Origin of the sequence: Pantoea sp. SOD02, from assembly GCF_024707505.1 — a bacterium.
In the GTDB taxonomy this organism is placed as follows: Bacteria; Pseudomonadota; Gammaproteobacteria; order Enterobacterales; family Enterobacteriaceae; genus Pantoea; species Pantoea symbiotica.
In genome coordinates this window covers 4,036,023-4,060,420 of record NZ_CP102604.1, presented here as the reverse complement: position 1 = coordinate 4,060,420, position 24,398 = coordinate 4,036,023, and the positions used below count along the sequence as shown (strand labels likewise).

Sequence of the window (24,398 nt, the reverse complement as noted above, 5' to 3'; positions counted from 1 at the left end):
AACCAACGGGTGCCGCGGCACCCGTTTTTGTTGCGGCTTACTCGATGTCGAGTGCGTCTTCAGACAGAATGATGCCGGTGTTGTCGGCATACAGATGGTCACCAGAGAAGAAGGTCACGCCGCCGAAGTTAACGCGCACGTCACTTTCGCCAATGCCTTCACCCGCTGCACCCACCGGAATCGCCGCAATCGCCTGAATGCCGATTTCCAGCTCTTCAAGGTCGTCTACCTGACGCACCGAGCCGTAAACCACAATGCCTTCCCACTCATTTTGTGCCGCCAGACTTGCCAGCTGAGCATCGACCAGTGCGCGACGGACCGAACCGCCGCCATCCACCAGCAATACGCGACCCCGACCGTTCTCTTCCAGCAAATCGTAGAGTAAGCCGTTATCTTCGAAACATTTCACTGTGGTGATTTGACCACCGAATGAGCTGCGCCCACCAAAGTTCGAAAAAAGCGGTTCAACAACATTCACAGCTTCGTGGTAGATGTCACAGAGTTCAGATGTATCGTATTTCATGAGGGTTTTCGTCTGTTTGCCACAGGAGCGCTAAGTATATCGCTATCTGGCGATTGTTGGCAAAATCATCAACCGCCAAAAAAGCGTTGCATCAATATCCTGCGTAAAATAAGCCCGGCACAGTGGCCGGGCAGCGATTTCGCGGGTAAAGCTTACAGAATGAAGCGGCTGAGATCTTCGTCGGCCACCAGCTCATCCAGATGCTTACCAACGTACTCGGCATCGATAGTGATCGATTCGCCGTTACGATCGCTGGCGTCATACGAGATATCTTCCATCAGACGCTCCAGCACGGTATGCAGACGACGCGCACCGATGTTCTCGGTGGTTTCGTTCACCTGCCAGGCGGCTTCGGCGATACGACGCACGGCGTCATCGGTGAAGTCGATATTGACCCCTTCGGTGCCCATCAATGCTTTGTACTGCACGGTAACCGAGGCGTTTGGCTCGGTGAGGATGCGCTCGAAGTCGTTGACGGTCAGCGCCTGCAGTTCAACGCGAATCGGCAGACGACCTTGCAGTTCTGGGATCAGATCTGACGGGCTAGCGACCTGGAACGCGCCGGAAGCGATAAACAGAATGTGGTCGGTTTTCACCATGCCGTGCTTGGTGGAAACGGTGCAGCCTTCAACCAGCGGCAGCAGGTCGCGCTGCACACCTTCGCGTGATACGTCTGGACCGCCCGCATTCTGGCCGCCGCGCTTACAGATTTTGTCGATTTCGTCGATGAACACGATACCGTGCTGCTCAACGGCATCGATTGCATCCTGCTTCAGCTCTTCCGGGTTCACCAGCTTGGCCGCTTCTTCTTCAATCAGCAGCTTCATGGCTTCTTTGATTTTAAGCTTACGCGGTTTCTGCTTCTGGCCACCGAGGTTCTGGAACATCGATTGCAGCTGGCTGGTCATCTCTTCCATGCCCGGAGGCGCCATGATTTCAACGCCAGCCGATGAAGCGGCCAGATCGATCTCAATCTCTTTGTCATCCAGCTGGCCTTCGCGCAGTTTCTTGCGGAAGGACTGACGCGCTGTTGATGGCTCAGCCGCTTGTTCAGCCTGGCCCCAGTTGTTTTTCGCGGGTGGGATCAGCACATCGAGGATGCGCTCTTCCGCCATCTCTTCCGCGCGGTATTTGTTCTTCTCGATCGCCTGGCTGCGCACCATCTTGATGGCAGAATCGGTCAGATCGCGAATGATGGAATCCACCTCTTTACCGACATAACCGACTTCGGTGAATTTGGTGGCTTCCACTTTGATGAACGGTGCGTTAGCCAGTTTGGCTAAGCGACGGGCGATTTCGGTTTTACCGACGCCGGTTGGACCAATCATCAGAATGTTTTTCGGCGTCACTTCGTGGCGCAGCTCTTCGTCGAGCTGCATGCGGCGCCAGCGGTTACGCAGGGCGATCGCGACCGCCTTCTTTGCGCCGTCCTGGCCGATAATAAAGCGGTTAAGCTCGCTGACAATCTCGCGTGGAGTCATCTCAGACATGATGTTTAGTCCTTAGCCTTAGACGGTAATGCTTCGAAGTTAATATTGTGGTTGGTGTAGATACAGATATCGCCAGCGATGTTCAGCGCTTTCTCCACGATATCGTGCGCACCAATGTCGGTGTTTTCCAACAACGCGCGTGCCGCTGCCTGGGCGTAAGGCCCACCAGAACCAATTGCAATCAGGTCATTTTCCGGCTGGATAACGTCGCCGTTGCCGCTGATGATTAATGAGGAGTTTTCGTCGGCTACCGCCAGCAGCGCTTCGAGGCGGCGCAGCATGCGATCGGTACGCCAATCTTTAGCCAGTTCGACCGCCGCTTTCACCAGATGGCCCTGGTGCATTTCCAGCTTGCGCTCAAACAGTTCAAACAGGGTGAAGGCATCTGCGGTACCGCCAGCAAAACCGGCGATCACTTTATCGTTGTAAAGACGACGGACTTTTTTAACGTTGCCTTTCATTACGGTATTGCCGAGCGTAGCCTGGCCATCACCGCCAATCACTACCTGGCCGTTGCGTCGTACACTTACTATTGTTGTCACGGGCAGACCCCTTGTTGCAGTAGAAAAGGAACTCCGCGCACTCGGCGCGGAGTATCATGCAACCAGATATGGGGTAGGAAAAAGGGGTTTCAACCCCCAGCAGCGAGGGGAATACAACTTCCGTGGCCGGAACTGTGTAAGCGTTTGACTGTGCTGTCGGCGCTGCTGCGATCTTTGAACGGCCCGATCACCACGCGATTCCAGCCACCGCCGGTAGTAATGCGGCTCTCGAATCCTTCAAATGCCAGACCGGCGCGTACTGATTCCGCCTGATCGGTACCTTTGAACGATCCACACTGCACCATCCAGCGCTGTGAAGAGGCTTTCTCTTCGGTTTTCGCCTTGGCCGTTTCCTGCGGTTTGGTCTGCTGCGTTGGCTCACGCGTGATCGGCGCAGCTTGCTGTTGTTGCTGCTGACGCGCGGCCTGTTGTTGCTGCAACTGTTGCTGACGCTGCTGCTGTTGTAACTGTTGCTGCTGACGTTGCAACTGCTGCTGTTGTTGCTGCTGAACCTGCTGCTGCTGTTGCTGCACCTGCTGACGCTGCAGCGTTTGCTGGCGCTGCGCCGGGGTTTGTTCGTTCCACGGCACTTCGTTCAACTGCGTCGGCTGCTGGCGCATATCGGCCTGCATCTGCTCCAGCAACTGGCGCTGTTCATCGGTCAGCTGAGTTTGAGATTGCACGCCACCGGCCGAAGGCTCAGTCGGCGACGGAACGGTAATTTGGCGATTTTCCAGCTCTTTGATGTACTTCCAGCGCTCTTCCGGCTTCGGCGGCAGGCCGTTACCGTTGGCTTTGTGGTTTGGAATGACCTCAATCTCTTCTTTCTTATGATGCGAGATGAACCATAAACCACCGGCAAAGGTGACCAGCACGGCCACGGCCAGTACCATCATGAGCTTTGAAGTGCCTGATCCGCCTTTGCTTTTCTTGCTGCGGCTGGCGGGTTTTTTGCGACGCGTCCCTGTTGAACGCCCGCGGCCTACATAATCTTTCTGTGCCACTTTCGTTCTGCTACCCTTCAAAAAAATGCCAATGGGCATGTAAATGTGCTGTTAATTGCCCGGCAATGAATGCGCCATGTTACGCAAGGGCTGGAACTTTGACCAGCACAGTCTGCCTTCAGAATCCGCTGAAAATGCAGGCTTCTACGCGCTATTTTTCCCGTTTTGCCGCCGGTGCCGTACTGCCGCGCACGCGCAACTCTGCATCCAGCAGGCGCGAACCGTTATTCACGCGTTTGCCCTGCAGCTCATCAAGTAATAGCAGCATCGCTTCACGACCAATGGCAAAGCGCGGCTGCGCCACGGTGGTCAGCGGTGGATCGTAGTACTGCGCCAGTTCGATATCATCAAAGCCCACTACCGACAAATCCTGTGGAATGCGCATGCCGAGTTTGCGTGCCTGATTCATCGCGCCCAGCGCCATTAAATCGCTATGGCAGAAGATCGCTTTCGGAGGCTGCGGCAAACTCATCAACTGCTTAAGCGCATTTGCACCGGCTTCAAAGGTGAAGTCGCCGTGCACAATCATCGTCGGATCGATGGCGATGTTGCTGCGACGCAGCGCCTGAATGTAGCCCTGCAAACGATATTGGCTCAGCGGAATATGTTCTGGCCCGGTGATGCAGGCGATTTGGCGATGACCGAGCTGCAACAGGTGATTTACTGCTTCAAAAGCGGCGGTCAGGTTATCGATATGCACCGTTGGCAACGCCATTTCCGGCGCAAATTCGTTGCCCATCACCATTGGCGGCAGGTTACGCTGATCTTCAATGCCCGCCTCAAATGGCAGCTGTGAACCCAACAGCACCATGCCGTCGATCTGGCGCGTCAGCATTAAATTCAGGAAGGTTTTTTCCTGTTTGTTCTGATGCGCGCAATCGCCAATCAGTACCAGATAACCTTCATGCGCAGCGGTGACTTCCACGCCGCGAATGATCTCACTGAAGAAGGGATCGCAGATGTCCGGCACAATTACCAGAATGGTTTGCGTTTCACCGCGTTTGGCATTGCGCGCCAAACCGTGCGGCGCATAACCCACGGCAATCACGGCTTTTTCGACCTTGAGCCGGGTCGCAGCAGAGACTTTTTCTGGATTCATCAACGCACGTGAAACCGTGGCGGTTGAAACGCCTGCTTTCTCGGCCACATCTTTCATGGTGGCGGCGGTGGAGGGTTGCTTCTGGTCCAACGTATAACTCCTGACGCGGTACAGCGCATTGATTTTCTGACATTACCGGGCTTCAACCGGGTCGGCACTATTGTTAACCCAAGGTCGCGCCGGGTTGTTACTTAATTTGCATAAAAATTGTGACTTGTGCGACTTTTTTCGATCTGGCTCGCAGATGTGGCGCGGCTTAGCTCTCAGTGGGATCGATATCCAGCGTCCATTTCACTTTGCGCGAAGCAGGCAAGGTGGCGATCAGCGGCAGCGATCCGCTCAGCAGCTGTTGCAGACGTTTGCGTGACGGATGCTGCAACAGCAGCTGCCAGCGCCAGCGTCCGCTGCGTTTCGGTGCCAATGCCGGAACCGGCCCCATCAGCCACATCGCCTCATCTTTTAGCGGGCTGGCTTCCAGCAAATTGCGCAGCTGAGTAAGGAATTCCGCCGCCTGTTGGTTATCCATATCTTCAGCGCGGAACAGCGCATGGCTGGTCCACGGCGGCAGCTGCACCGACTGACGTTCCAGCAACGTTTGATCGGCAAAAGCAAAATAGCCGCGATGCAGCAACGTTTGCAGCAGCGGATGTTCCGGATGATGAGTTTGCAGCAATACTTCGCCCTGTTTACCGGCTCGACCTGCGCGGCCCGCGACCTGCGTGTAAAGCTGAGCGAAGCGCTCGGCGGCACGGAAATCAGCAGAGAACAGCGCGCCATCGACATCCAGCAGCGACACCAGCGTGACATCCGGGAAGTGATGACCTTTCGCCAGCATTTGCGTGCCCACCAGAATACGCGCGCCGCCGCGATGCACATCGGCCAGATGCTGCTCCAGCGCACCTTTACGGCTGGTGGTGTCGCGATCGATGCGCGATACCGGCACGCCGGGGAACAGCGTGCCCAACTGCTGTTCCAGCTGTTCGGTGCCGACGCCAACCGGCATCAAATGCGTCGAACCACAGCTCGGGCACTGATTCGGCAGCGGGCGCTGGCTATCACAATGGTGGCAGCGCAGCTGGCGATGGTTCTGGTGCAGCGTGTAGTAGCTATCGCAGCGTTGACACTCCGCCAGCCAGCCGCAATCGTGGCACATCAGCGCCGGAGAGAAGCCGCGGCGATTGAGGAATAGCAGAACCTGATTGTCGGCCTGTAGATGTTGGCGCATTTTGCCGAGCAGCGCCGGTGCCAGCCCGCCTTTCAGCTGCTGGCCTTTAAGATCGATCAGCTGCTGCAACGCCGGTTTAGCATTGCCCGCGCGTTTGGTGAGATTGAGCTGGCGATATTTGCCGACGCGCACGTTGTGCAGCGTTTCCAGCGCCGGCGTGGCCGAACCCATCACAATCGGAATGTCTTCCTCATGCGCGCGGAACACCGCCAGATCGCGCGCCTGATAGCGCCAGCCTTCCTGCTGTTTGTACGAGCTGTCGTGCTCTTCATCAATAATGATGACGCCGGGACGCGCCAGCGGCGTGAACAGCGCCGAGCGTGTGCCGATAACAATCGCGGTTTCGCCGCTGCGCGCGCGCAGCCAGACGGCCAGGCGTTCGCTATCATTCAGCGCTGAGTGCAGCACATCAATCGGCGCATCGAAACGTTCGCGGAAGCGGGCGATGGTTTGCGGCGTCAGGCCGATTTCCGGCACCAGCACCAAAGCCTGTTTGCCGCGTGCCAGCACGTTTTCCAGCACGCTGAGATACACTTCGGTTTTACCCGAACCGGTAATGCCGGCCAGTAGCCACGGCGCATAGTGATCGTCTTCACTGCGCATCGCGCCCACCGCCATCGCCTGATCGGTATTCAGGCGCAGGCGATCACCTTTGACGGCAAAGCTGGTGCGCCAGTCGTACATCTGCGGCGTATGTTCACGCAAATCGCACAAGCCTTTAGCGCGCAACGCTTGCAGCGCGGCATCGGTAAAATCGTGTTCGCTGACCTGATGACGATAGAGCGGTCGCTGACGCAGCATCGCCAGTGCTTGCTGCTGCTTCGGCGCGCGCTTCAGGCTCTCCATCGCCACTTCACGGCCAGCATCATTTATCACCCATTGCCACAGCGGCGCTTCCTGCGCCGGTTTGCCCTGACGCAGCAGCACCGGCAGCGCATGGTTCAGCACTTCGCCGAGCGGAGAATGATAATAGGTGGCGGCCCAATGCAAAATGCGCCACAGGGCGGGCGAGAACAGACTTTGATCGTCGAGCACGCTTTCTATCTGCTTGAGCTGCGTCAGTGGCAGATCGCTGGTCTCGCGCGTGCCGACCACAATGCCGATCATTTTGCGATTGCCGAACGGCACATTCACGCGTGCGCCCGCCACCGGCTGCGGCGCATCGGCAGGCAGCAAGTAGTCAAACAGGCGAGGTAGCGGAACGGGCAGGGCAACCTGAACAACGGGCATCTGAATCTCTATCCAGTTCTGAATTAAGGAGAAGTAGTGTACACGCCTAATTAGGAAGCGGCTATTTGCTAAAACCGGTTAATTTCTGTATACTATGCCGCCTTCGATGAGATCGCTTGTCGGAGCATACACTTAATGTTCAACCGCGTGTGGTGCTGTGCAGGCTGAGCCTGGCACGGAGAGCGACACGGCCTTTTATGAGGTTCTCCCATGAAACAAGGTATTCACCCTAAGTACGAAGCAGTAACCATGACTTGCTCTTGCGGTAACGTGATCAACACCCGTTCAACCATGGCTTCTGGTCTGAACCTGGACGTGTGCGGCAAATGCCACCCGTTCTACACTGGTAAGCAGCGTATTGCTGACACCGGTGGCCGTGTAGATCGCTTCAACAAGCGTTTCAGCGTGCCAGCAAGCAAGAAATAAGATTTTTGGCCGTCGAATCTTCGCGATTCGGCAGCAAGAAAAAACCCAGCCTCGGCTGGGTTTTTTTATTTCTGGCTTCAGTATTCCCAGCTATCGGGATCGATGCCCATTTCACGCATAATCTGTTTCGCTTCTTCCGGAATCTCATCGCTGCGTTCTTTACGCAAATCGACATCGTTCGGCAGAGGCTGCCCGGTGAAAGCATGCAAAAAGGCTTCACACAGCAGTTCGCTGTTGGTGGCGTGACGCAGGTTATTCACCTGACGGCGGGTGCGCTCATCCGTTAAAATCTTCAGCACTTTCAGCGGGATAGAAACTGTGATTTTCTTAACCTGCTCGCTCTTCTTGCCATGTTCAGCGTAAGGGCTGATATATTCGCCGTTCCATTCAGCCATGGGTTACCTTAATCAATAAAAGTTGAATATGGGGAAATCCGTTGATTATGCCCGATTTTTCGATGCCTGACCCCTTAAACCGCAGGTTTTATGCTTGAGCACCGCTTCTGCAAAGGAAAGCGCGCTGAACACCAGGCGATGACGGACAATTTTAGCGGTTATTGATGATTTGCTCAATCTATACGCAAAGACATTTAGATGTCCAGATGTATTGACGTCTATGTGCGGAATGTTATTCTGTTGCTCTTCTTTTTCTTCAGGAACAGTAAGCACCATGACGCGTAAACAGGCAACCATCGCAGTACGTAGCGGTTTGAATGATGACGAGCAATATGGCTGCGTTGTCCCACCGATTCATCTCTCCAGCACCTATAACTTCCTCGACTTCAATGAGCCGCGTGCGCATGACTATTCACGTCGTGGTAACCCAACGCGTGATGTGGTGCAGCGCGCGTTGGCAGAGCTGGAAGGTGGTGCAGGCGCGGTATTAACCAATACCGGCATGTCGGCGATTCATTTGGTGACAACTGTGTTCCTGAAGCCGGGCGATCTGCTGGTTGCGCCACACGACTGTTACGGCGGCAGCTATCGTCTGTTCGATAGCCTGAGCAAGCGTGGTGCGTATCGCGTTAAGTTTGTCGATCAGGGCGACAAAGCGGCGCTGGCCGCTGCCCTGGCCGAGAAGCCAAAACTGGTGCTGGTTGAAAGCCCAAGCAATCCTTTATTGCGCGTGGTGGATATCGCCAGCATCTGCGCCGCCGCGCGTGAAGCGGGCGCCATTAGCGTGGTGGACAACACCTTCCTCAGCCCGGCGTTGCAAAACCCGCTGGCGCTGGGTGCCGATCTGGTTGTTCACTCCTGCACCAAATACCTGAATGGTCACTCTGATGTGGTGGCGGGCGCGGTGATTTCGAAAGATCCGGCGATGGCCACCGATCTGGCGTGGTGGGCGAATAATATTGGTGTAACCGGCGCAGCGTTTGATAGCTACCTGCTGCTGCGCGGTTTGCGCACGCTGTCGCCGCGCATCGCCGCAGCACAACGCAATGCATTGGCGATTGTTGATTACCTGAAGCAACAACCGCTGGTGAAAAAACTGTATCATCCGTCTCTGCCGGAAAATGCCGGTCATGAGTTTGCGGTACGTCAGCAGCGTGGCTTTGGTGCCATGTTGAGTTTCGAAATCGATGCCGATGAGGCTCGCCTGCGCCGCTTCCTGAAAGCGCTGCAGCTGTTCACGCTGGCCGAATCGCTCGGCGGCGTAGAGAGTTTGATTTCGCATACCGCAACCATGACGCATGCCGGCATGTCTGCAGAAGCGCGCGCGGCAGCGGGAATTTCGGAAACACTGCTGCGTATTTCTGTTGGGATTGAAGATCACGAAGATTTAATCGCCGATCTGGATAATGCATTCCGGATCGCAGCCGAGGAGTAATCATGACGAGTTCAGTGGGCGCGGGAACGCCGATCAAGCAGTTGCATAAATTTGGTGGCAGTAGCCTGGCCGACGCACGTTGCTATCAGCGCGTGGCCAGCATCATGGCGGATTACAGCCAGCCAGGCGACTTAATGGTGGTCTCTGCCGCAGGCAGCACCACTAACCAGTTGATCAGCTGGCTGAAATTGAGCCAGAGCGATCGCTTATCTGCCCATCAGGTGCAACAGGCTTTACGGCGTTTTCACAGCGAGTTAATTGCTGCGCTGCTGCCTGCTGAATATGCCGAAACCCTGACGTCTTCCTTTATACGCGATCTGGAAAGACTGGCGGCGCTGCTCGATGGCACCATCACCGATGCGGTCTATGCCGAAGTGGTGGGGCACGGCGAAATCTGGTCGGCGCGCTTGATGGCCGCGGTGCTAAGCCAGCGCGAGATCGAAGCCGCCTGGCTTGATGCGCGTGACTTCCTGCGTGCTGAACGTGCCGCGCAGCCGCAGGTTGATGAAGGCAAATCATGGCCGCTGCTGCAGGAGCTGTTAACGCAGCATCCGCATAAGCGTTTGGTGGTGACAGGATTTATCAGCCGTAGCGAAGCGGGTGAAACCGTGCTGCTCGGACGTAACGGCTCGGACTACTCGGCAACGCAGATTGGTGCGCTGGCGGGCGTGGGGCGCGTGACCATCTGGAGCGATGTGGCGGGCGTTTACAGTGCCGATCCGCGCAAAGTTTCTGATGCGTGCCTGCTGCCGCTGCTGCGTCTTGATGAAGCCAGCGAGCTGGCGCGTCTGGCTGCGCCGGTGCTGCACACTCGTACCTTGCAGCCGGTTTCCAACAGCGACATCGACTTGCAGCTGCGTTGCAGCTATCAACCGGAGCAGGGCTCGACGCGCATTGAGCGCGTGCTGGCCTCCGGCACCGGCGCGCGTATCGTCACCAGCCACGATGATGTATGTCTGGTGGAGATTCAAATTCCCGACAATCACGATTTCAAAACGCAGCAGAAAGAGATCGATCTGCTGCTGAAGCGTGCGCAGCTGCGTCCGCTGGCGATCGGCGTGCATCCCGATCGTCGCCTGCTGCAGCTGTGTTACACCTCGGAAGTGGTGAATAGCGCCTTCAACCTATTGCAGGATGCCGCACTGCCGGGCCATCTGCAGCTGCGCGACGGTTTAGCGCTGGTGGCCTTGGTGGGCGCAGGCGTGACGCGTAATCCGCTGCACAGCCATCGCTTCTGGCAGCAAATCAAAGATCAGCCGGTGGAGTTTGTCTGGCAATCGGAAGATCACATCAGCATCGTGGCGGTCTTGCGCGTCGGCCCGACGCAGCACCTGATTCAGGGACTGCATCAGTCGCTGTTCCGCGCAGAAAAACGCATCGGTTTGATGCTATTCGGCAAAGGCAACATCGGTTCACGCTGGCTGGAGCTGTTTGCCCGCGAGCAGGAAACATTGTCGGCGCGTACGGGATTTGAGTATGTGCTGGCGGGCGTCGCAGACAGCAGCCGCAGTTTGCTGAGCTACGACGGTCTGGAAGCCAGCCGCGCATTGGCGTTCTTTGATGATGAAGCGGTCGAGCGTGATGAAGAGTCGCTGTTCCTGTGGATGCGTGCGCACCCGTTCGATGATTTAGTGGTGCTGGACGTCACCGCCAGCGAGCAGTTGGCGCAGCAGTATCACGATTTCGCCAGCCACGGCTTCCACGTTATCAGCGCCAACAAGGTTGCCGGTGCGTCGAGTGGTCAGAGCTGGCGTCAGGTGCGCGATGCTTTCGCCAAAACCGGTCGTCACTGGCTGTATAACGCCACCGTCGGTGCCGGTTTGCCGGTCAATCACACGGTGCGCGATTTGCGCGAAAGCGGCGATAGCATTCTGGCAATCAGCGGCATTTTCTCCGGCACGCTTTCCTGGCTGTTCCTGCAATTTGACGGCACGGTGCCATTTAGTGAGCTGGTCGATCAGGCGTGGCAGCAAGGCTTGACCGAACCGGACCCGCGCGTTGATTTGTCCGGGCAGGACGTGATGCGCAAGCTGGTGATTCTGGCGCGTGAAGCGGGCTACGACATCGAGCCGGATCAGGTGCGTGTTGAATCGCTGGTGCCGGCGATTTGCGACGGTGAATCGATTGATCACTTCTTCGAAAACGCCGACGAACTGAATGACCAGATGCTGCAGCGTCTGGAAGCGGCGCAAGAGATGGGCTTAGTGCTGCGTTACGTGGCGCGCTTCGATGCCAATGGCAAAGCGCGCGTCGGCGTGGAAGCGGTACGCCCCGAGCATCCGCTGGCCGCATTGCTGCCGTGCGATAACGTGTTTGCCATCGAAAGCCGCTGGTATCGCGATAATCCGCTGGTGATTCGCGGACCGGGCGCAGGCCGGGATGTCACAGCGGGCGCGCTGCAATCGGATATCAACCGCCTCGCACAGCTGCTGTAATCTGTCTCACTCTGCAGACGGCATCGTCCGTCTGCACTCTTCACCTTCTCCCGCGCATAATGAAACGCTTTCACCTTGATTGAAGATTTGTCACGCCCGTACATTAATTTTCTGTTGACGCTGGCGCGCGAATCGTTCATTTTGTGCATCTGGACGTCTAAACGTATGGATGTTCGAAGGCCGCAAAATAATCGATATGTGATGACGAGGTAATTAGGATGAGTTTCTTTCACGCCAATCAACGCGAAGCGTTGAACCAGAGCCTGGCTGAGTTGAACGGGCAAATTAATGTCTCTTTCGAATTTTTCCCGCCACGCACCAGTGAAATGGAAGAAACTCTGTGGAGCTCAATCGATCGACTGAGCAGCCTGAAGCCAAAATTCGTCTCCGTCACCTACGGTGCCAACTCTGGCGAACGCGACCGTACGCACAGCATCATTAAAGGCATTAAAGATCGTACCGGTCTGGAAGCGGCACCGCATCTCACCTGTATCGATGCCACGCGTGATGAGCTGCGCGCTATCGCACGTGATTACTGGGATAGCGGCATTCGTCATATCGTGGCACTGCGCGGTGATTTACCGCCGGGCAGCGGCAAGCCGGAAATGTACGGTTCGGATTTGGTTGAATTGCTGAAAGACGTCGGCGATTTCGATATCTCGGTGGCGGCCTATCCGGAAGTGCATCCTGAAGCGAAAAGTGCGCAGGCCGATCTGATCAATCTGAAACGTAAAATTGATGCCGGTGCTAACCGCGCCATCACCCAGTTCTTCTTCGATGTGGAAAGCTACCTGCGTTTCCGCGATCGCTGTGTCGCAACCGGTATCGATGTGGAAATCGTGCCGGGTATTTTGCCGGTTTCTAACTTCAAGCAGCTACAACGCTTCGCCACCATGACCAATGTGCGTGTGCCGGGCTGGATGAGTGCGATGTTTGAAGGTCTGGATAACGATCCGGAAACGCGCAAAATGGTCGGTGCCAGTGTTGCCATGGACATGGTGAAAATCCTGTCGCGAGAAGGGGTGAAGGATTTCCATTTCTATACGCTGAACCGTGCAGAGCTGAGTTACGCGATTTGTCACACGTTGGGCGTGCGTCCGGCGATGGGTGGTTAAGATTGGCGGTCGCCATGAATGGCGACCCTACAAAATCCAATAAAAAAGGAGCCGGTTGGCTCCTTTTTCACATCATTTCACTCGATTAACCGGTATTACGCATTCCCGCCGCGACACCCGCGATCGTCACCATCAGCGCTTGTTCTACACGCGCATCAGGCTCATCTCCGCGCTCTTCCTGCGCACGCGAACGATGCAGCAGTTCAGCCTGCAACACGTTCAGCGGATCGGTATAGACGTTACGCAGCGCGATAGATTCAGCAATCCATGGTTGGTCGGCCATCAAATGCGCATCGTTAGCGATGGTCAGTACCGCTTTGATATCCGCATCCAGCTGATCGCGCAGCTGCTTGCCGAGCGGCCACAGTGATTTATCCACCAGACGCTGATCGTAATATTCCGCCAGCCACAGATCGGCTTTCGAGAACACCATCTCCAGCATGCCAAGACGTGTGGCGAAGAACGGCCACTCGCGGCACATGTTCTCCAGCTCATCCTGATGACCTTCATCCATCGCTTTCTGCAACGCGGCACCCGCGCCCAGCCAGGCTGGCAGCATCAGGCGATTCTGCGTCCAGGCGAAGATCCATGGAATAGCACGCAGCGATTCCACACCGCCGGTTGGGCGACGTTTAGCCGGACGTGAACCCAGCGGCAGTTTGCCCAGTTCCTGCTCTGGCGTGGCTGAACGGAAATAGGGCACGAAGTCTGGGTTTTCACGCACATAACCGCGATACATCGCACAGGAGTGCGCCGACAGACCATTCATGATCTCCTGCCATTCGCGCTTTGGTTCCGGCGGTGGCAGCAGGTTGGCTTCCAGAATCGCACCGGTATACAGCGACAGGCTGGCGATGGTGACTTCTGGCAAACCGTATTTGAAGCGAATCATCTCGCCCTGTTCGGTCACGCGCAGGCCACCTTTCAGGCTGCCTGGCGGTTGTGACAACAGCGCAGCATGGGCTGGCGCGCCGCCACGACCGATTGAGCCGCCGCGTCCGTGGAACAGCGTCAGCGTAATGCCCGCGCTCTCGCAGGTTTTGATTAGCGCGTCCTGCGCCTGATATTGCGCCCAGCTGGCGGCCATCACACCGGCATCTTTCGCTGAGTCGGAATAGCCAATCATCACCATCTGTTTGCCGTTGATAAAGCCGCGATACCAGTCGATGTTCAGCAACTGCGTCATCACATCGTTGGCGTTGTTCAGGTCATCAAGGGTTTCGAACAGTGGCGCAACTGGCATGGCGTAAGGAATGCCGGCTTCTTTCAGCAGCAGATGCACTGCCAGCACGTCCGACGGCGTTTTCGCCATGGATATCACGTAGGAAGCAATTGAACCCTGCGGCGCTTCGGCCACCACTTTGCAGGTATCCAGCACTTCACGCGTCTCATCGCCCGGTTCCCACTGATGCGGCAACAGCGGACGCTTAGAATTCAGTTCGCGGATCAGGAAGGCTTGTTTATCGGCTTCTGACCAGCTTTCGTAATCACCGAGGCCAAGATAGCGCGTCACTTCGGCAATCGCCTGGGTATGGCGGGTGCTCTCCTGACGGATATCGATACGTACCAGCGGCACGCCGAAACACTTCACGCGGCGCAGCGTGTCCAGCAGCTGGCCGTTGGCGATGATGCCCATGCCGCACTGTTGCAGAGATTGGTAGATAGCGAACAGCGGTTCCCACAGCTGATCGTTGGAGACCAGCAGATCGGCCGGACGCGGCAGGCGCTCGCCTTTCAGACGGCGGCCAAGATAGGCCTGCGTGGTCATCAGCTGGCTGCGAATGCGCTTCAGCACCATACGGTACGGCTCGAGCGCTTCCGGATCGCCGCACAGCTCGCGCACTTCGTCGCTACATTCGGACATCGACAGCTCAGAAACCAGCACGCCGATATCGCGCAGGAACAGGTCCGCGGCTTTCCAGCGGCTCAGCTGCATCGCGTGGCGGGTAATCGGTGCGGTGACGTTCGGGTTGCCGTCACGGTCGCCGCCCATCCACGAGGTAAATTTAATCGGCACGAAATCGACCGGCAGCTTAATGCCAAAGGTCTCTTCAACTTGCTCGTTCAGCTCACGCAGGAAGGCTGGCACGCCTTGCCACAGGCTGTTTTCCACCACGGCAAAGCCCCATTTGGCTTCATCGATTGGCGTTGGACGGTATTTGCGGATTTCGTCGGTGTGCCACGCTTGTGCCACCAGCTGGCGCAGACGGCGCATCACCTGCGTGCGCTCGTAATCGGAAATATCGCTGTGATCGAGTTGCTGCAAGCAGCTGTTCACTTCGCCCAGCATATGGATCAGCGTGCGGCGGGTAATTTCGGTGGGGTGCGCAGTCAGCACCAGCTCCAACGACAGCTCTTCAATCGACTGACGGATTGCCGCTTCGCTGATATCGCCTTGCTGTTTCAGGCGCTCGAAAGTCTTTTTCAGCAGTTCAGGATGGTTCGCGCCATCACCGCTACGCGAAATGGTTTGGTACTGTTCAGCGACGTTGGTGAGATTAAGGAACTGGCTAAAGGCACGCGCCACCGGCAGCAGCTCGTCATTCGACAGATTTTGCAGCGTGGTCAGCAGTTCCTGACGATGGGTGTCATTTCCCGCACGGGATGACTTAGAGAGTTTACGGATGGTCTCCACCTGGTCGAGGATGTTCTCTCCTAGTGCATCCTTAATCGTATCCCCGAGCAGTTTGCCGAGCATACTGACATTACTTCGCATTGCGGAATATTGTTCGTTCATTGGACCCTGACACCCTCATCATCTTTTTAAATATCCCCACGGGAATTATTTACCCACGGGCATAACATCGTCTTTTATCTAGCCACGTATCTTCCTGCACGTCAATTGCCTTAAATCTACGTAAATGTGCTGCTAAATGGCGGAAATTCAAAGAATTTGCTTGCAGCGAAGCGAGATAAGTTATTCTTATTATCAAATCCCGAACAATGACGGGGCAATTTGCTGATTTAACAGTGAAATGCCCCATCTGTTGTTCATCAATGACAAAAATGCTGCACGACTTGAGTGATAAGCGCATGAGTCGGCTTGATAAATGCGGTATCAATAAACTCATCAGGTTGGTGGGCTTGATTGATAGATCCCGGGCCTAAAACCAGCGTTGGGCACAATTGCTGGATAAAAGGCGCTTCAGTGCAATAGTTCACCACTTCGGTTGGCACGCCCAGCAGCTTCTCCACCACTTGCACCAGCTCATGATCGGCCGGGCATTCGTAGCCTGGAATCGGCGGATGCAGTTCACCCACGGTTAATCGTCCTGGCCAGCGTGCACTCACCGGTGCCAGCGCGTCATTCAGCAGACCATCTAAATCGCTCAGGGTTAAGCCCGGCAGCGGACGAATATCCATATGCAATTCACAGCAGGCGCAAATGCGGTTAGCGGCGTCGCCACCATGTATATGGCCGAAGTTCATGGTTGGATAAGGAATGGCAAACCCATCGTGGTTGTAACGCTCTTTCAGCGTGTTTCGCAACTGCATCAGTTGGGTGATGGATTCATGCATCAGCTCAATGGCGTTGACGCCGCGTGACGGATCGCTGGAGTGGCCCGATTGTCCCTGAATACGAATCACATTCGACAGATGACCTTTGTGCGCGCGCACCGGCTTGAGCGAGGTTGGCTCGCCGATGATGGCGCAATCCGGACGCAGTTGCGTTGATTCAGAGAAATACTTCGCGCCCGCCATGGTGGTCTCTTCATCGGCGGTGGCGAGGATGTAGAGCGGCTTGCTGAGTTTGGTCACGTCAACGTCACGCAGCGCATCCAGAATAAAGGCAAAGAAGCCTTTCATATCGGCGGTGCCCAGGCCGTAAAGCTTGTTGTCGTGTTCCGTCAGCGTGAAGGGATCGCGCGTCCAGCGGCCATCATCGTAGGGAACGGTGTCGGTATGACCGGCCAGTAACAGGCCGCCTGTGCCCAATCCGCTGCGCGCCAGCATGTTGAATTTATGCCGCGTGCCAGGCACAGGCTGCACTTCTACACTGAAGCCAATATCGCGGAACCAGCCGGCCAGCAAATTGATTAAAGTTTCATTACTCTGATCCAGTGCGCTATCGGTTGCGCTGATTGATGGCGTGGCAATCAACTGGCGGTAGAGTTCGATAAAAGGTGGTAATTTTGTCTTCACTGTTGACGGTCCTTGGGTTAGGATGTATCAATATTCATGCATTAATAGTGAATAAAAATACAATAACGTCGCTTGCATGTGAAGCATCAAATCTTCTGCAAACGGCATTCTGGGCAACGGGGCAAGGCCGCGACCCGATACGTGACTGTAATAAGGTATACAGCCTGATGTTGAATACGCTGATCGTTGGTGCCAGTGGTTACGCTGGCGTAGAGCTTGCCACCTACCTGAATCGCCATCCGCATATGAACATAACCGCTTTGGCGGTTTCAGCGCAAAGCCCGGATGCTGGAAAGTTATTGTCGGATTTGCATCCGCAACTCAAAGGCATTGTCGATTTGCCGCTGCAGCCGCTGAGCGACGCCGCTGAATGGGCCGACAAAGTGGATGTGGTGTTCCTCGCCACCGCCCATGAAGTCAGCCACGATCTGGCACCTGAATTCCTCAAAGCCGGTTGCGTGGTGTTCGATCTCTCCGGCGCGTTCCGCGTAAACGACGACGCTTTCTATACCCAATATTACGGTTTCAGCCATCAGCATCAGGATTGGCTGGATAAGGCGGTTTACGGCCTGGCCGAATGGCAGCACGACAAAATCAAAGATGCGGAGCTGGTTGCGGTGCCGGGTTGCTACCCAACCGCAGCCCAGCTTTCGCTGAAACCGCTGATCGCAGCGGGCTTGCTTAACGATGCACAGTGGCCAGTGATTAACGCCACCAGCGGCGTGAGCGGTGCAGGGCGCAAAGCCAACGTTGGCACCAGCTTCTGTGAAGTGAGCTTGCAGCCGTACGGCCTGTTTAATCACCGTCATCACCCGGAAATCGTGGCACATCTCGGTACGCCGGTGATCTTCACGCCACATCTGGGCAGCTTCCCGCGCGGTATTTTGTCGACCACTACCTGCCGCCTGAAAGCGGGCGTGACGCAGCAGGATGTGGCGGATGCTTTCCATAATGCATACCACGACAAACCGCTGGTGCGCGTGTATGACAAAGGCGTACCGGCGCTGAAAGCGGTGGTCGGTTTGCCGTTTTGCGACATCGGCTTCGCCATGCAAGGCGAGCACCTGATTGTGGTGGCTGCCGAAGATAACCTGCTGAAAGGCGCCTCATCGCAGGCGGTTCAGTGTTTGAACATTCGTTTCGGCTTCCCCGAAACGCTGTCTTTGATTTAACGAACGGATAACGCAATGAATCCATTGATCATTAAACTGGGTGGCGTGCTGCTGGATAGCGAAGAAGCGCTGGCCCGTCTGTTTGATGCCCTGCTGGCGTACCGCAATGAACATCAGCGTCCGCTGATCATTGTGCACGGCGGTGGTTGCGTGGTGGACGAGCTGATGAAGAAGCTCGCGCTGCCGGTGAAAAAGAAGAACGGTTTGCGCGTGACGCCAGCCGATCAGATTGACATTATTACCGGTGCGTTAGCCGGTACCGCCAACAAAACGCTGCTGGCGTGGGCGAAGAAATATGGCATCGGCGCAGTGGGTTTGTGCCTCGGCGACGCCGGTTTGGTTAATGTGGCGCAGTTCGATGAAGAGCTGGGACATGTTGGCAACGCAACGCCTGGCAATCCGGCGCTGGTGAACACGCTGCTGGCGGCGGGCTACATGCCGGTAATCAGCTCAATTGGCATTACCGACGGCGGCGAGTTGATGAACGTCAACGCTGACCAGGCGGCGACTGCGCTGGCGGCGACCATTGGTGCCGATTTAGTGCTGTTGTCTGACGTTAGCGGCATTCTCGATGGCAAAGGTCAACGCATTGAAGAGATGACCGCCGCGAAAGCGGAACAGCTGATTGCGCAGGGCATCATCACCGATGGCATGATCGTGAAAGTGAACGCGGCGCTCGATGCCGCTCGCACGCTCGGTCGCCCGGTCGATATCGCCAGCTGGCGTCATGCTGAACAACTGCCAACCCTTTTCAACGGCGTGTCGATTGGCACCCGGATTCTCGCATAATCAAGGATTAAGACATGAGCACGCAAAACATCAAAAAAATCGTTCTGGCCTACTCAGGCGGTCTGGATACTTCAGCCATCATTCCATGGTTGAAAGAGAACTACGGCGGCTGTGAAGTGGTGGCGTTCGTGGCGAACATTGGCCAGGATCCGGCAGATTTAGAAGGCGTTGAGAAGAAAGCACTGCAGTCAGGTGCATCTGAGTGCCACGTGGCCGATCTGCGTGAAGAGTTCATCAGCGAATACGTTTATCCGGTGCTGCAAACTGGCGCACTGTACGAAGGTACTTACCTGCTGGGTACCTCAATGGCGCGTCCGATTATCGCCAAAGCCCAAGTTGAGCTGGCGCTGAAAGTGGGCGCAGATGCACTGTGCCACGGCGCAACCGGTAAAGGTAACGATCAGGTGCGCTTCGAAACCACCTACACCGCGCTGGCACCACAGCTGAAAGTGGTTGCGCCATGGCGTGAATGGGACCTGCGTTCACGTGAGGCGCTGCTGGATTACCTGAAAGAGCGCAATATCCCGACCACCGCGTCGCTGGAAAAAATCTACAGCCGTGATGAGAACGCATGGCACATCTCTACCGAAGGTGGCGTGCTGGAAAGCCCAGCCAATGCCCCGAACAAAGATTGCTGGGTGTGGACCGTTGATCCACTGGAAGCGCCAGATCAGCCAGAAAACGTCACCGTTACCGTTGAGAAAGGTCGCGTTGTCGCAGTGAACGGCGAGAAGCTGAGCCCGTTCCAGTGCCTGGAAAAACTCAACGTGCTGGGTGCGAAACACGGCGTCGGTCGTATCGACATCGTGGAAAACCGTCTGGTAGGCATCAAGTCTCGCGGCTGCTACGAAACCCCGGGCGGCACCATCATGGTGAATGCGCTGCGTGCGGTTGAACAGCTGGTGCTGGATCGCGATAGCTTCAAATGGCGTGAGCAACTGGGCCATGAAATGTCTTACGTGGTTTACGATGGCCGCTGGTTCGCGCCGCTGCGTAAATCCATCCAGGCCGCTGCTGAATCACTGGCAGAAGAGGTGAACGGCGAAGTGGTACTGCAGCTGTACAAAGGCCACGCCACGGCGATTCAGAAAACCTCTGTTAACAGCCTGTATTCAGAAGAGTTCGCTACCTTTGGCGAAGACGAAGTTTACGATCACCGTCACGCGGGCGGCTTTATCCGCTTGTTCTCACTCTCTTCACGCATTCGCGCGCTGAACGAGCAGAAGAAGTAATACCGCGGCAATCGACATAATTTGCAAGGGCGGCTTCGGGCCGCCTTTTCTATAACGGATTCAGGAGTAATTCAGATGGCACTTTGGGGCGGACGTTTTTCGCAGGCAGCAGACCAACGGTTCAAACAGTTCAACGACTCGCTGCGTTTTGACTATCGCCTGGCCGAGCAGGACATTACCGGCTCGATTGCCTGGTCAAAAGCGCTGGTAACGGTCAACGTGCTGACCAATGAAGAGCAGCAACAGCTGGAAAGCGCGTTAAATGAGCTGCTGGCCGAGGTACGCGCCAATCCGGAGCAGATTCTGCAAAGCGATGCGGAAGATATTCACAGCTGGGTGGAAGGCAAGCTGATCGATAAAGTCGGCGCGCTGGGCAAGAAATTGCACACCGGCCGTAGCCGTAACGATCAGGTCGCGACCGATCTGAAACTGTGGTGCAAAGAGCAGGTTGCCGTGCTGCTGGAGGCGACGCGCGAACTGCAGTCGGCGCTGGTTGCCACGGCAGAAGCCAATCAGGACGCGGTGATGCCAGGTTATACGCACCTGCAGCGTGCGCAGCCGGTGACTTTCGCGCATTGGTGCCTGGCGTACGTTGAAATGCTGGCGCGTGACGAGAGCCGTTTGCAGGATGCACTGAAGCGTATGGATGTCAGTCCGCTGGGTTGCGGCGCGCTGGCCGGTACCGCTTACGAGATTGATCGTCAGCAGCTGGCCGGCTGGTTAGGTTTTGCTTCTGCCACGCGTAACAGCCTCGATACCGTTTCCGATCGCGATCACGTGCTGGAGCTGCTGTCAGACGCCTCGATTGGTATGGTGCATCTTTCACGCTTTGCCGAAGACCTGATCTTCTTCAACACCGGTGAAGCGGGCTTCCTTGAGCTCTCTGATAAAGTCACTTCCGGCTCTTCGCTGATGCCGCAGAAGAAAAACCCGGATGCGCTGGAGCTGATCCGTGGCAAATGTGGCCGTGTGCAGGGCGCATTGACAGGCATGATGATGACGTTGAAAGGCCTGCCGCTGGCGTACAACAAAGATATGCAGGAAGACAAAGAAGGGCTGTTCGATGCGCTTGATACCTGGCTCGACTGCCTGCATATGTCGGTGCTGGTGCTGGATGGCATTCAGGTAAAACGTCCGCGTTGCCAGGAAGCCGCTGAGCAGGGCTACGCTAACTCTACCGAGCTGGCCGATTATCTGGTGGCAAAAGGCGTTCCGTTCCGCGAAGCGCACCACATTGTCGGTGAAACCGTGGTGGAAGCGATCAAGCAGGGCGTGGCGCTGGAAGCACTGACTTTGGCGCAGTTAAAGCAGTTCAGTGCGGTGATTGAGGATGACGTGTATCCGATTCTGTCGCTGCAATCCTGTCTCGATAAGCGTAATGCGCAGGGTGGCGTGTCGCCTCAGCAGGTCGCCTTCGCCATCGGCGAAGCGCAGAAGCGTTTAGGTTAATCTCTTCGTAGAGTCGCCATTCATGGCGACCAATAAATCCAACGCAAAAAAAAGCGGGCACCTCTTCGGTAGCCCGCCAACCTCTAGCTTCGGAATTACATTTTGTTATAGGCACATCATCAAGGGCAGGCCACTCCCGGCCAGCACAGTGATTTGTTTTAAGCAGTTTGCAGGTTCTGCTCCAGATCATTTGATGCGCGCATTATTCCCGCTCACGCCTTGATAGGGCCAATCGTTCATTGCTATTCTATCTATCGCCACGGGCTATCGTGGTTTGGAGGATTTCAATGAATATTCGTGATCTCGAATACCTGGTTTCACTTGCGGAGCATCGCCATTTCCGGCGTGCAGCTGACGCATGTCATGTCAGCCAACCCACCTTAAGTGGACAGATTCGTAAGCTGGAAGATGAACTTGGTGTGATGCTGCTGGAGCGTACCAGCCGTAAGGTGTTGTTTACTCAGGCTGGACTGTTGCTGGTGGATCAAGCGCGAACCGTGCTGCGCGAAGTGAAAGTGCTGAAGGAGATGGCGAGCCAGCAAGGCGAAGCGATGTCTGGACCGCTGCACATTGGTTTGATTCCAACCACCGGGCCGTATCTGCTGCCGCACATCATCCCGATGCTGCACAAAACCTTCCCCAAACTCGAAATGTACCTGCATGAAGCACAGACGCAGCAACTGTTGGCACAGCTCGACAGCGGCAAGCTGGACTGCGCCATCGTGGCGTTGGTGAAAGAGAGTGAAGCCTTTATTGAGGTGCCACTGTTTGATGAGCCAATGACGCTGGCGGTGTATGCCGATCATCCGTGGCGCGATCGCGATCGCGTGCCGATGTCGGATCTGGCCGGTGAGAAATTACTGATGCTGGAAGATGGGCACTGCCTGCGCGATCAGGCGATGGGCTTCTGCTTCGAAGCCGGTGCCGATGAAGACACGCATTTCCGCGCCACCAGTCTGGAGACGCTGCGCAACATGGTGGCCGCCGGAAGCGGCATTACCTTGCTGCCTGCGCTGTCCGTGCCGAATGAGCGCGAACGTGATGGCGTCTGCTATTTACCGTGCTACAAGCCTGTTCCACAGCGCACCATTGCGTTGGTCTATCGTCCAGGATCGCCTCTGCGCAGCCGCTATGAGCAGTTGGCAGAAGCAATCAAAACCCACATGAAGGGTTATCTGGATACCTCGTTAAAACAGGCGGTTTAAGCCGTTTAACGCTGCCACACGATAGGCTTCGGCCATGGTGGGATAGTTGAAGGTGGTATTCACGAAGTACTCAATCGTGTTGCCGCCGTTCTTCTGTTCCATGATGGCCTGGCCGATGTGAATGATCTCCGCAGCACGCTCGCCAAAGCAGTGAATCCCTAAAATCTCTTTGGTTTCGCGGTGGAACAGAATCTTCAGGCTGCCGACGTGCATACCAACAATCTGCGCACGCGCCAGATGTTTGAACTGCGCACGGCCCACTTCATACGGCACTTTCATCGCCGTCAGCTGCTGTTCGGTTTTACCAACGGAGCTGATCTCCGGAATGGTGTAAATCCCGGTTGGAATATCTTCGATCAGATGCGCGGTGGCTTCACCTTTGATAATTGCCTGCGCGGCGATGCGGCCCTGATCGTAAGCAGCAGAGGCCAGGCTTGGATAACCAATCACGTCACCGACTGCGTAAATATGCGGCAGCGCGGTTTGATACATGCTGTTCACTTTCAGCAGGCCACGGCCATCCGCTTCCAGTCCCACGTTCTCCAGCGCCAGTGAATCGGTGTTACCGGTTCGACCGTTTGCGTACAACAGGCAATCGGCTTTCACTTTTTTGCCCGATTTAAGGTGAATAATCACCCCGTCATCGACGCCTTCAATCTTCTCGAACTCTTCGTTGTGACGAATCACCACGCCGCTGTTCCAGAAGTGATAGGAGAGGGAATCTGACATCTCCTGATCGAGGAACGCCAGCAGACGGTCGCGGGTGTTGATCAGGTCAACCTTGACGTTCAGGCCGCGGAAAATCGAGGCATATTCACAGCCAATCACGCCGGCGCCGTAAATGATGACGTGGCCAGGTTCATGGTGCAGGTTGAGGATGGAGTCGGAATCGTAAACGCGTGGATGGGTAAAATCGACATCCGCTGGATGATACGGGCGAGAACCGCAGGCAATAACGAATTTCTCAGCGGTTAAGCGCTCGCGGGTGCCGTCGGGTTGTTCCACTTCGATGGTGTTGGCATCAACAAAACGGGCATCGCCCTGATAAAGTTCACAGCGGTTGCGCTCGTAGAAACCCTGACGCATCGCGGTTTGCTGACTGATCACGTTCTCGGTGTGGTTGAGAATGTCGGCGAATGAGGAGCGCAGGAGTCGAGTGTGATCGCTGTAAAGTGGGTTTTGATTGAACTCGATGATACGGCTGACAGCGTGACGCAAGGCTTTGGAAGGGATGGTTCCCCAGTGAGTACAACCGCCGCCGATGTTGTGGTAGCGTTCGATCACTGCAATACGCGCTCCCTGCTTCACCAGCCCCATCGCCGCACCTTCGCCGCCCGGACCGGAGCCAATCACAATGGCATCGTAATCGTAAGACTTTTGCATACCAGTACGTCCTATTTTTTTATCACATTTTTACAACGAGATTCTAACATCTCGCCGCGCACATCTGAATTCTAACAGCGTAAATTGCTGAAGTTTGACAAAGCGT

19 protein-coding genes are annotated in these 24,398 nt (G+C 55.9%); 9 read left to right on the top strand and 10 right to left on the bottom strand.

Going from position 1 to position 24,398, the window contains the following annotated elements; all coding sequences use genetic code 11:
- Positions 1-37: 37 nt before the first annotated feature.
- From rraA to priA, 6 genes are all read right to left on the bottom strand, one after another.
- Positions 38-523, bottom strand: coding sequence for a ribonuclease E activity regulator RraA (rraA, locus tag NR302_RS18870; RefSeq protein ID WP_061720294.1), 486 nt, complete (start codon positions 521-523; stop codon positions 38-40).
- 152 nt (positions 524-675) lie between these two features.
- Positions 676-2,013 (bottom strand): HslU--HslV peptidase ATPase subunit, encoded by a 1,338-nt coding sequence (hslU, locus tag NR302_RS18865; protein ID WP_008109676.1) that lies wholly within the window; start codon positions 2,011-2,013, stop codon positions 676-678.
- Between the two features lie 5 nt (positions 2,014-2,018).
- Entirely contained in the window at positions 2,019-2,555 is a 537-nt protein-coding gene (gene hslV, locus NR302_RS18860) for an ATP-dependent protease subunit HslV (protein ID WP_008109674.1), read from the bottom strand.
- An 89-nt stretch (positions 2,556-2,644) separates the two neighbouring features.
- Complete coding sequence (ftsN, locus tag NR302_RS18855) at positions 2,645-3,559, bottom strand: cell division protein FtsN (protein ID WP_061720337.1); 915 nt, start codon at positions 3,557-3,559, stop codon at positions 2,645-2,647.
- Positions 3,560-3,710: 151 nt separating this feature from the next.
- Complete coding sequence (gene cytR, locus NR302_RS18850; protein WP_374990650.1) at positions 3,711-4,715, bottom strand: DNA-binding transcriptional regulator CytR; 1,005 nt, start codon at positions 4,713-4,715, stop codon at positions 3,711-3,713.
- Positions 4,716-4,914: 199 nt separating this feature from the next.
- Positions 4,915-7,113, bottom strand: a complete 2,199-nt coding sequence (priA, locus tag NR302_RS18845) for a primosomal protein N' (RefSeq protein WP_258144165.1) — start codon at positions 7,111-7,113, stop codon at positions 4,915-4,917.
- A gap of 210 nt (positions 7,114-7,323) precedes the next feature.
- Here priA and rpmE point away from each other — a divergent pair, with 210 nt between their 5' ends.
- Positions 7,324-7,539 carry a 50S ribosomal protein L31 gene (gene rpmE, locus NR302_RS18840; protein WP_007885402.1) on the top strand — a complete coding sequence of 72 codons (216 nt, stop codon included), beginning with the start codon at positions 7,324-7,326 and terminating at the stop codon, positions 7,537-7,539.
- A gap of 77 nt (positions 7,540-7,616) precedes the next feature.
- Here the strand turns inward: rpmE and metJ are convergent, their stop codons facing one another.
- A complete protein-coding gene (metJ, locus tag NR302_RS18835) occupies positions 7,617-7,934 on the bottom strand; it encodes a met regulon transcriptional regulator MetJ (RefSeq protein ID WP_007885403.1) in 318 nt (105 codons plus the stop codon).
- A 274-nt stretch (positions 7,935-8,208) separates the two neighbouring features.
- On the opposite strand from metJ, the gene metB reads away from it, so the two are divergent.
- The 3 genes from metB to metF all read left to right on the top strand — a co-directional run bounded on the left by metB (position 8,209) and on the right by metF (position 12,919).
- A complete protein-coding gene (gene metB / locus NR302_RS18830) occupies positions 8,209-9,369 on the top strand; it encodes a cystathionine gamma-synthase (RefSeq protein ID WP_008109665.1) in 1,161 nt (386 codons plus the stop codon).
- Between the two features lie 2 nt (positions 9,370-9,371).
- Complete coding sequence (locus NR302_RS18825; RefSeq protein WP_008109663.1) at positions 9,372-11,804, top strand: bifunctional aspartate kinase/homoserine dehydrogenase II; 2,433 nt, start codon at positions 9,372-9,374, stop codon at positions 11,802-11,804.
- 218 nt (positions 11,805-12,022) lie between these two features.
- On the top strand, positions 12,023-12,919 hold the full coding sequence (gene metF, locus NR302_RS18820; protein WP_154157428.1) for a methylenetetrahydrofolate reductase: 897 nt from the start codon (positions 12,023-12,025) through the stop codon (positions 12,917-12,919).
- Between the two features lie 85 nt (positions 12,920-13,004).
- Here metF and ppc read toward each other — a convergent pair whose 3' ends face one another.
- On the bottom strand, positions 13,005-15,656 hold the full coding sequence (gene ppc / locus NR302_RS18815) for a phosphoenolpyruvate carboxylase (RefSeq protein ID WP_008109660.1): 2,652 nt from the start codon (positions 15,654-15,656) through the stop codon (positions 13,005-13,007).
- A gap of 257 nt (positions 15,657-15,913) precedes the next feature.
- Positions 15,914-17,062 carry an acetylornithine deacetylase gene (argE, locus tag NR302_RS18810; protein ID WP_258144164.1) on the bottom strand — a complete coding sequence of 383 codons (1,149 nt, stop codon included), beginning with the start codon at positions 17,060-17,062 and terminating at the stop codon, positions 15,914-15,916.
- A gap of 167 nt (positions 17,063-17,229) precedes the next feature.
- Between argE and argC the strand changes: the two genes are divergently transcribed.
- The 5 genes from argC (at position 17,230) to oxyR (ending at position 22,909) form a co-directional block, all read left to right on the top strand.
- Positions 17,230-18,234, top strand: a complete 1,005-nt coding sequence (argC, locus tag NR302_RS18805; RefSeq protein WP_110868176.1) for an N-acetyl-gamma-glutamyl-phosphate reductase — start codon at positions 17,230-17,232, stop codon at positions 18,232-18,234.
- Between the two features lie 15 nt (positions 18,235-18,249).
- Positions 18,250-19,023: an acetylglutamate kinase gene (gene argB / locus NR302_RS18800; RefSeq protein WP_007885411.1), complete on the top strand. Its 774-nt coding sequence runs from the start codon at positions 18,250-18,252 to the stop codon at positions 19,021-19,023.
- A 14-nt stretch (positions 19,024-19,037) separates the two neighbouring features.
- Complete coding sequence (locus NR302_RS18795; protein WP_258144163.1) at positions 19,038-20,255, top strand: argininosuccinate synthase; 1,218 nt, start codon at positions 19,038-19,040, stop codon at positions 20,253-20,255.
- A gap of 75 nt (positions 20,256-20,330) precedes the next feature.
- Positions 20,331-21,704 carry an argininosuccinate lyase gene (gene argH / locus NR302_RS18790; RefSeq protein WP_061720278.1) on the top strand — a complete coding sequence of 458 codons (1,374 nt, stop codon included), beginning with the start codon at positions 20,331-20,333 and terminating at the stop codon, positions 21,702-21,704.
- 287 nt (positions 21,705-21,991) lie between these two features.
- The gene (gene oxyR, locus NR302_RS18785) at positions 21,992-22,909 is read left to right on the top strand and encodes a DNA-binding transcriptional regulator OxyR (RefSeq protein ID WP_008109652.1); all 918 of its coding nucleotides are present in this window, start codon (positions 21,992-21,994) and stop codon (positions 22,907-22,909) included.
- Here oxyR and sthA read toward each other — a convergent pair.
- Positions 22,892-24,292, bottom strand: coding sequence for a Si-specific NAD(P)(+) transhydrogenase (gene sthA / locus NR302_RS18780; RefSeq protein ID WP_008109650.1), 1,401 nt, complete (start codon positions 24,290-24,292; stop codon positions 22,892-22,894). The two genes, oxyR and sthA, sit on opposite strands and share 18 nt — an antisense overlap.
- Positions 24,293-24,398 lie beyond the last annotated feature (106 nt).

Excerpts from the sequence above, each read along its gene's own strand:
- ppc (WP_008109660.1), bottom strand. The coding sequence starts at position 15,656 with ATGAACGAACAATATTCCGCAATGCGAAGTAATGTCAGTATGCTCGGC.
- NR302_RS18825 (WP_008109663.1), top strand. The coding sequence starts at position 9,372 with ATGACGAGTTCAGTGGGCGCGGGAACGCCGATCAAGCAGTTGCATAAA.
- rpmE (WP_007885402.1), top strand. The coding sequence starts at position 7,324 with ATGAAACAAGGTATTCACCCTAAGTACGAAGCAGTAACCATGACTTGC.
- argC (WP_110868176.1), top strand. The coding sequence starts at position 17,230 with ATGTTGAATACGCTGATCGTTGGTGCCAGTGGTTACGCTGGCGTAGAG.
- cytR (WP_374990650.1), bottom strand. The coding sequence starts at position 4,715 with ATGAAAGATGTGGCCGAGAAAGCAGGCGTTTCAACCGCCACGGTTTCA.
- hslU (WP_008109676.1), bottom strand. The coding sequence starts at position 2,013 with ATGTCTGAGATGACTCCACGCGAGATTGTCAGCGAGCTTAACCGCTTT.
- metJ (WP_007885403.1), bottom strand. The coding sequence starts at position 7,934 with ATGGCTGAATGGAACGGCGAATATATCAGCCCTTACGCTGAACATGGC.
- metB (WP_008109665.1), top strand. The coding sequence starts at position 8,209 with ATGACGCGTAAACAGGCAACCATCGCAGTACGTAGCGGTTTGAATGAT.
- argH (WP_061720278.1), top strand. The coding sequence starts at position 20,331 with ATGGCACTTTGGGGCGGACGTTTTTCGCAGGCAGCAGACCAACGGTTC.
- argB (WP_007885411.1), top strand. The coding sequence starts at position 18,250 with ATGAATCCATTGATCATTAAACTGGGTGGCGTGCTGCTGGATAGCGAA.
- rraA (WP_061720294.1), bottom strand. The coding sequence starts at position 523 with ATGAAATACGATACATCTGAACTCTGTGACATCTACCACGAAGCTGTG.
- oxyR (WP_008109652.1), top strand. The coding sequence starts at position 21,992 with ATGAATATTCGTGATCTCGAATACCTGGTTTCACTTGCGGAGCATCGC.
- sthA (WP_008109650.1), bottom strand. The coding sequence starts at position 24,292 with ATGCAAAAGTCTTACGATTACGATGCCATTGTGATTGGCTCCGGTCCG.
- priA (WP_258144165.1), bottom strand. The coding sequence starts at position 7,113 with ATGCCCGTTGTTCAGGTTGCCCTGCCCGTTCCGCTACCTCGCCTGTTT.
- metF (WP_154157428.1), top strand. The coding sequence starts at position 12,023 with ATGAGTTTCTTTCACGCCAATCAACGCGAAGCGTTGAACCAGAGCCTG.
- NR302_RS18795 (WP_258144163.1), top strand. The coding sequence starts at position 19,038 with ATGAGCACGCAAAACATCAAAAAAATCGTTCTGGCCTACTCAGGCGGT.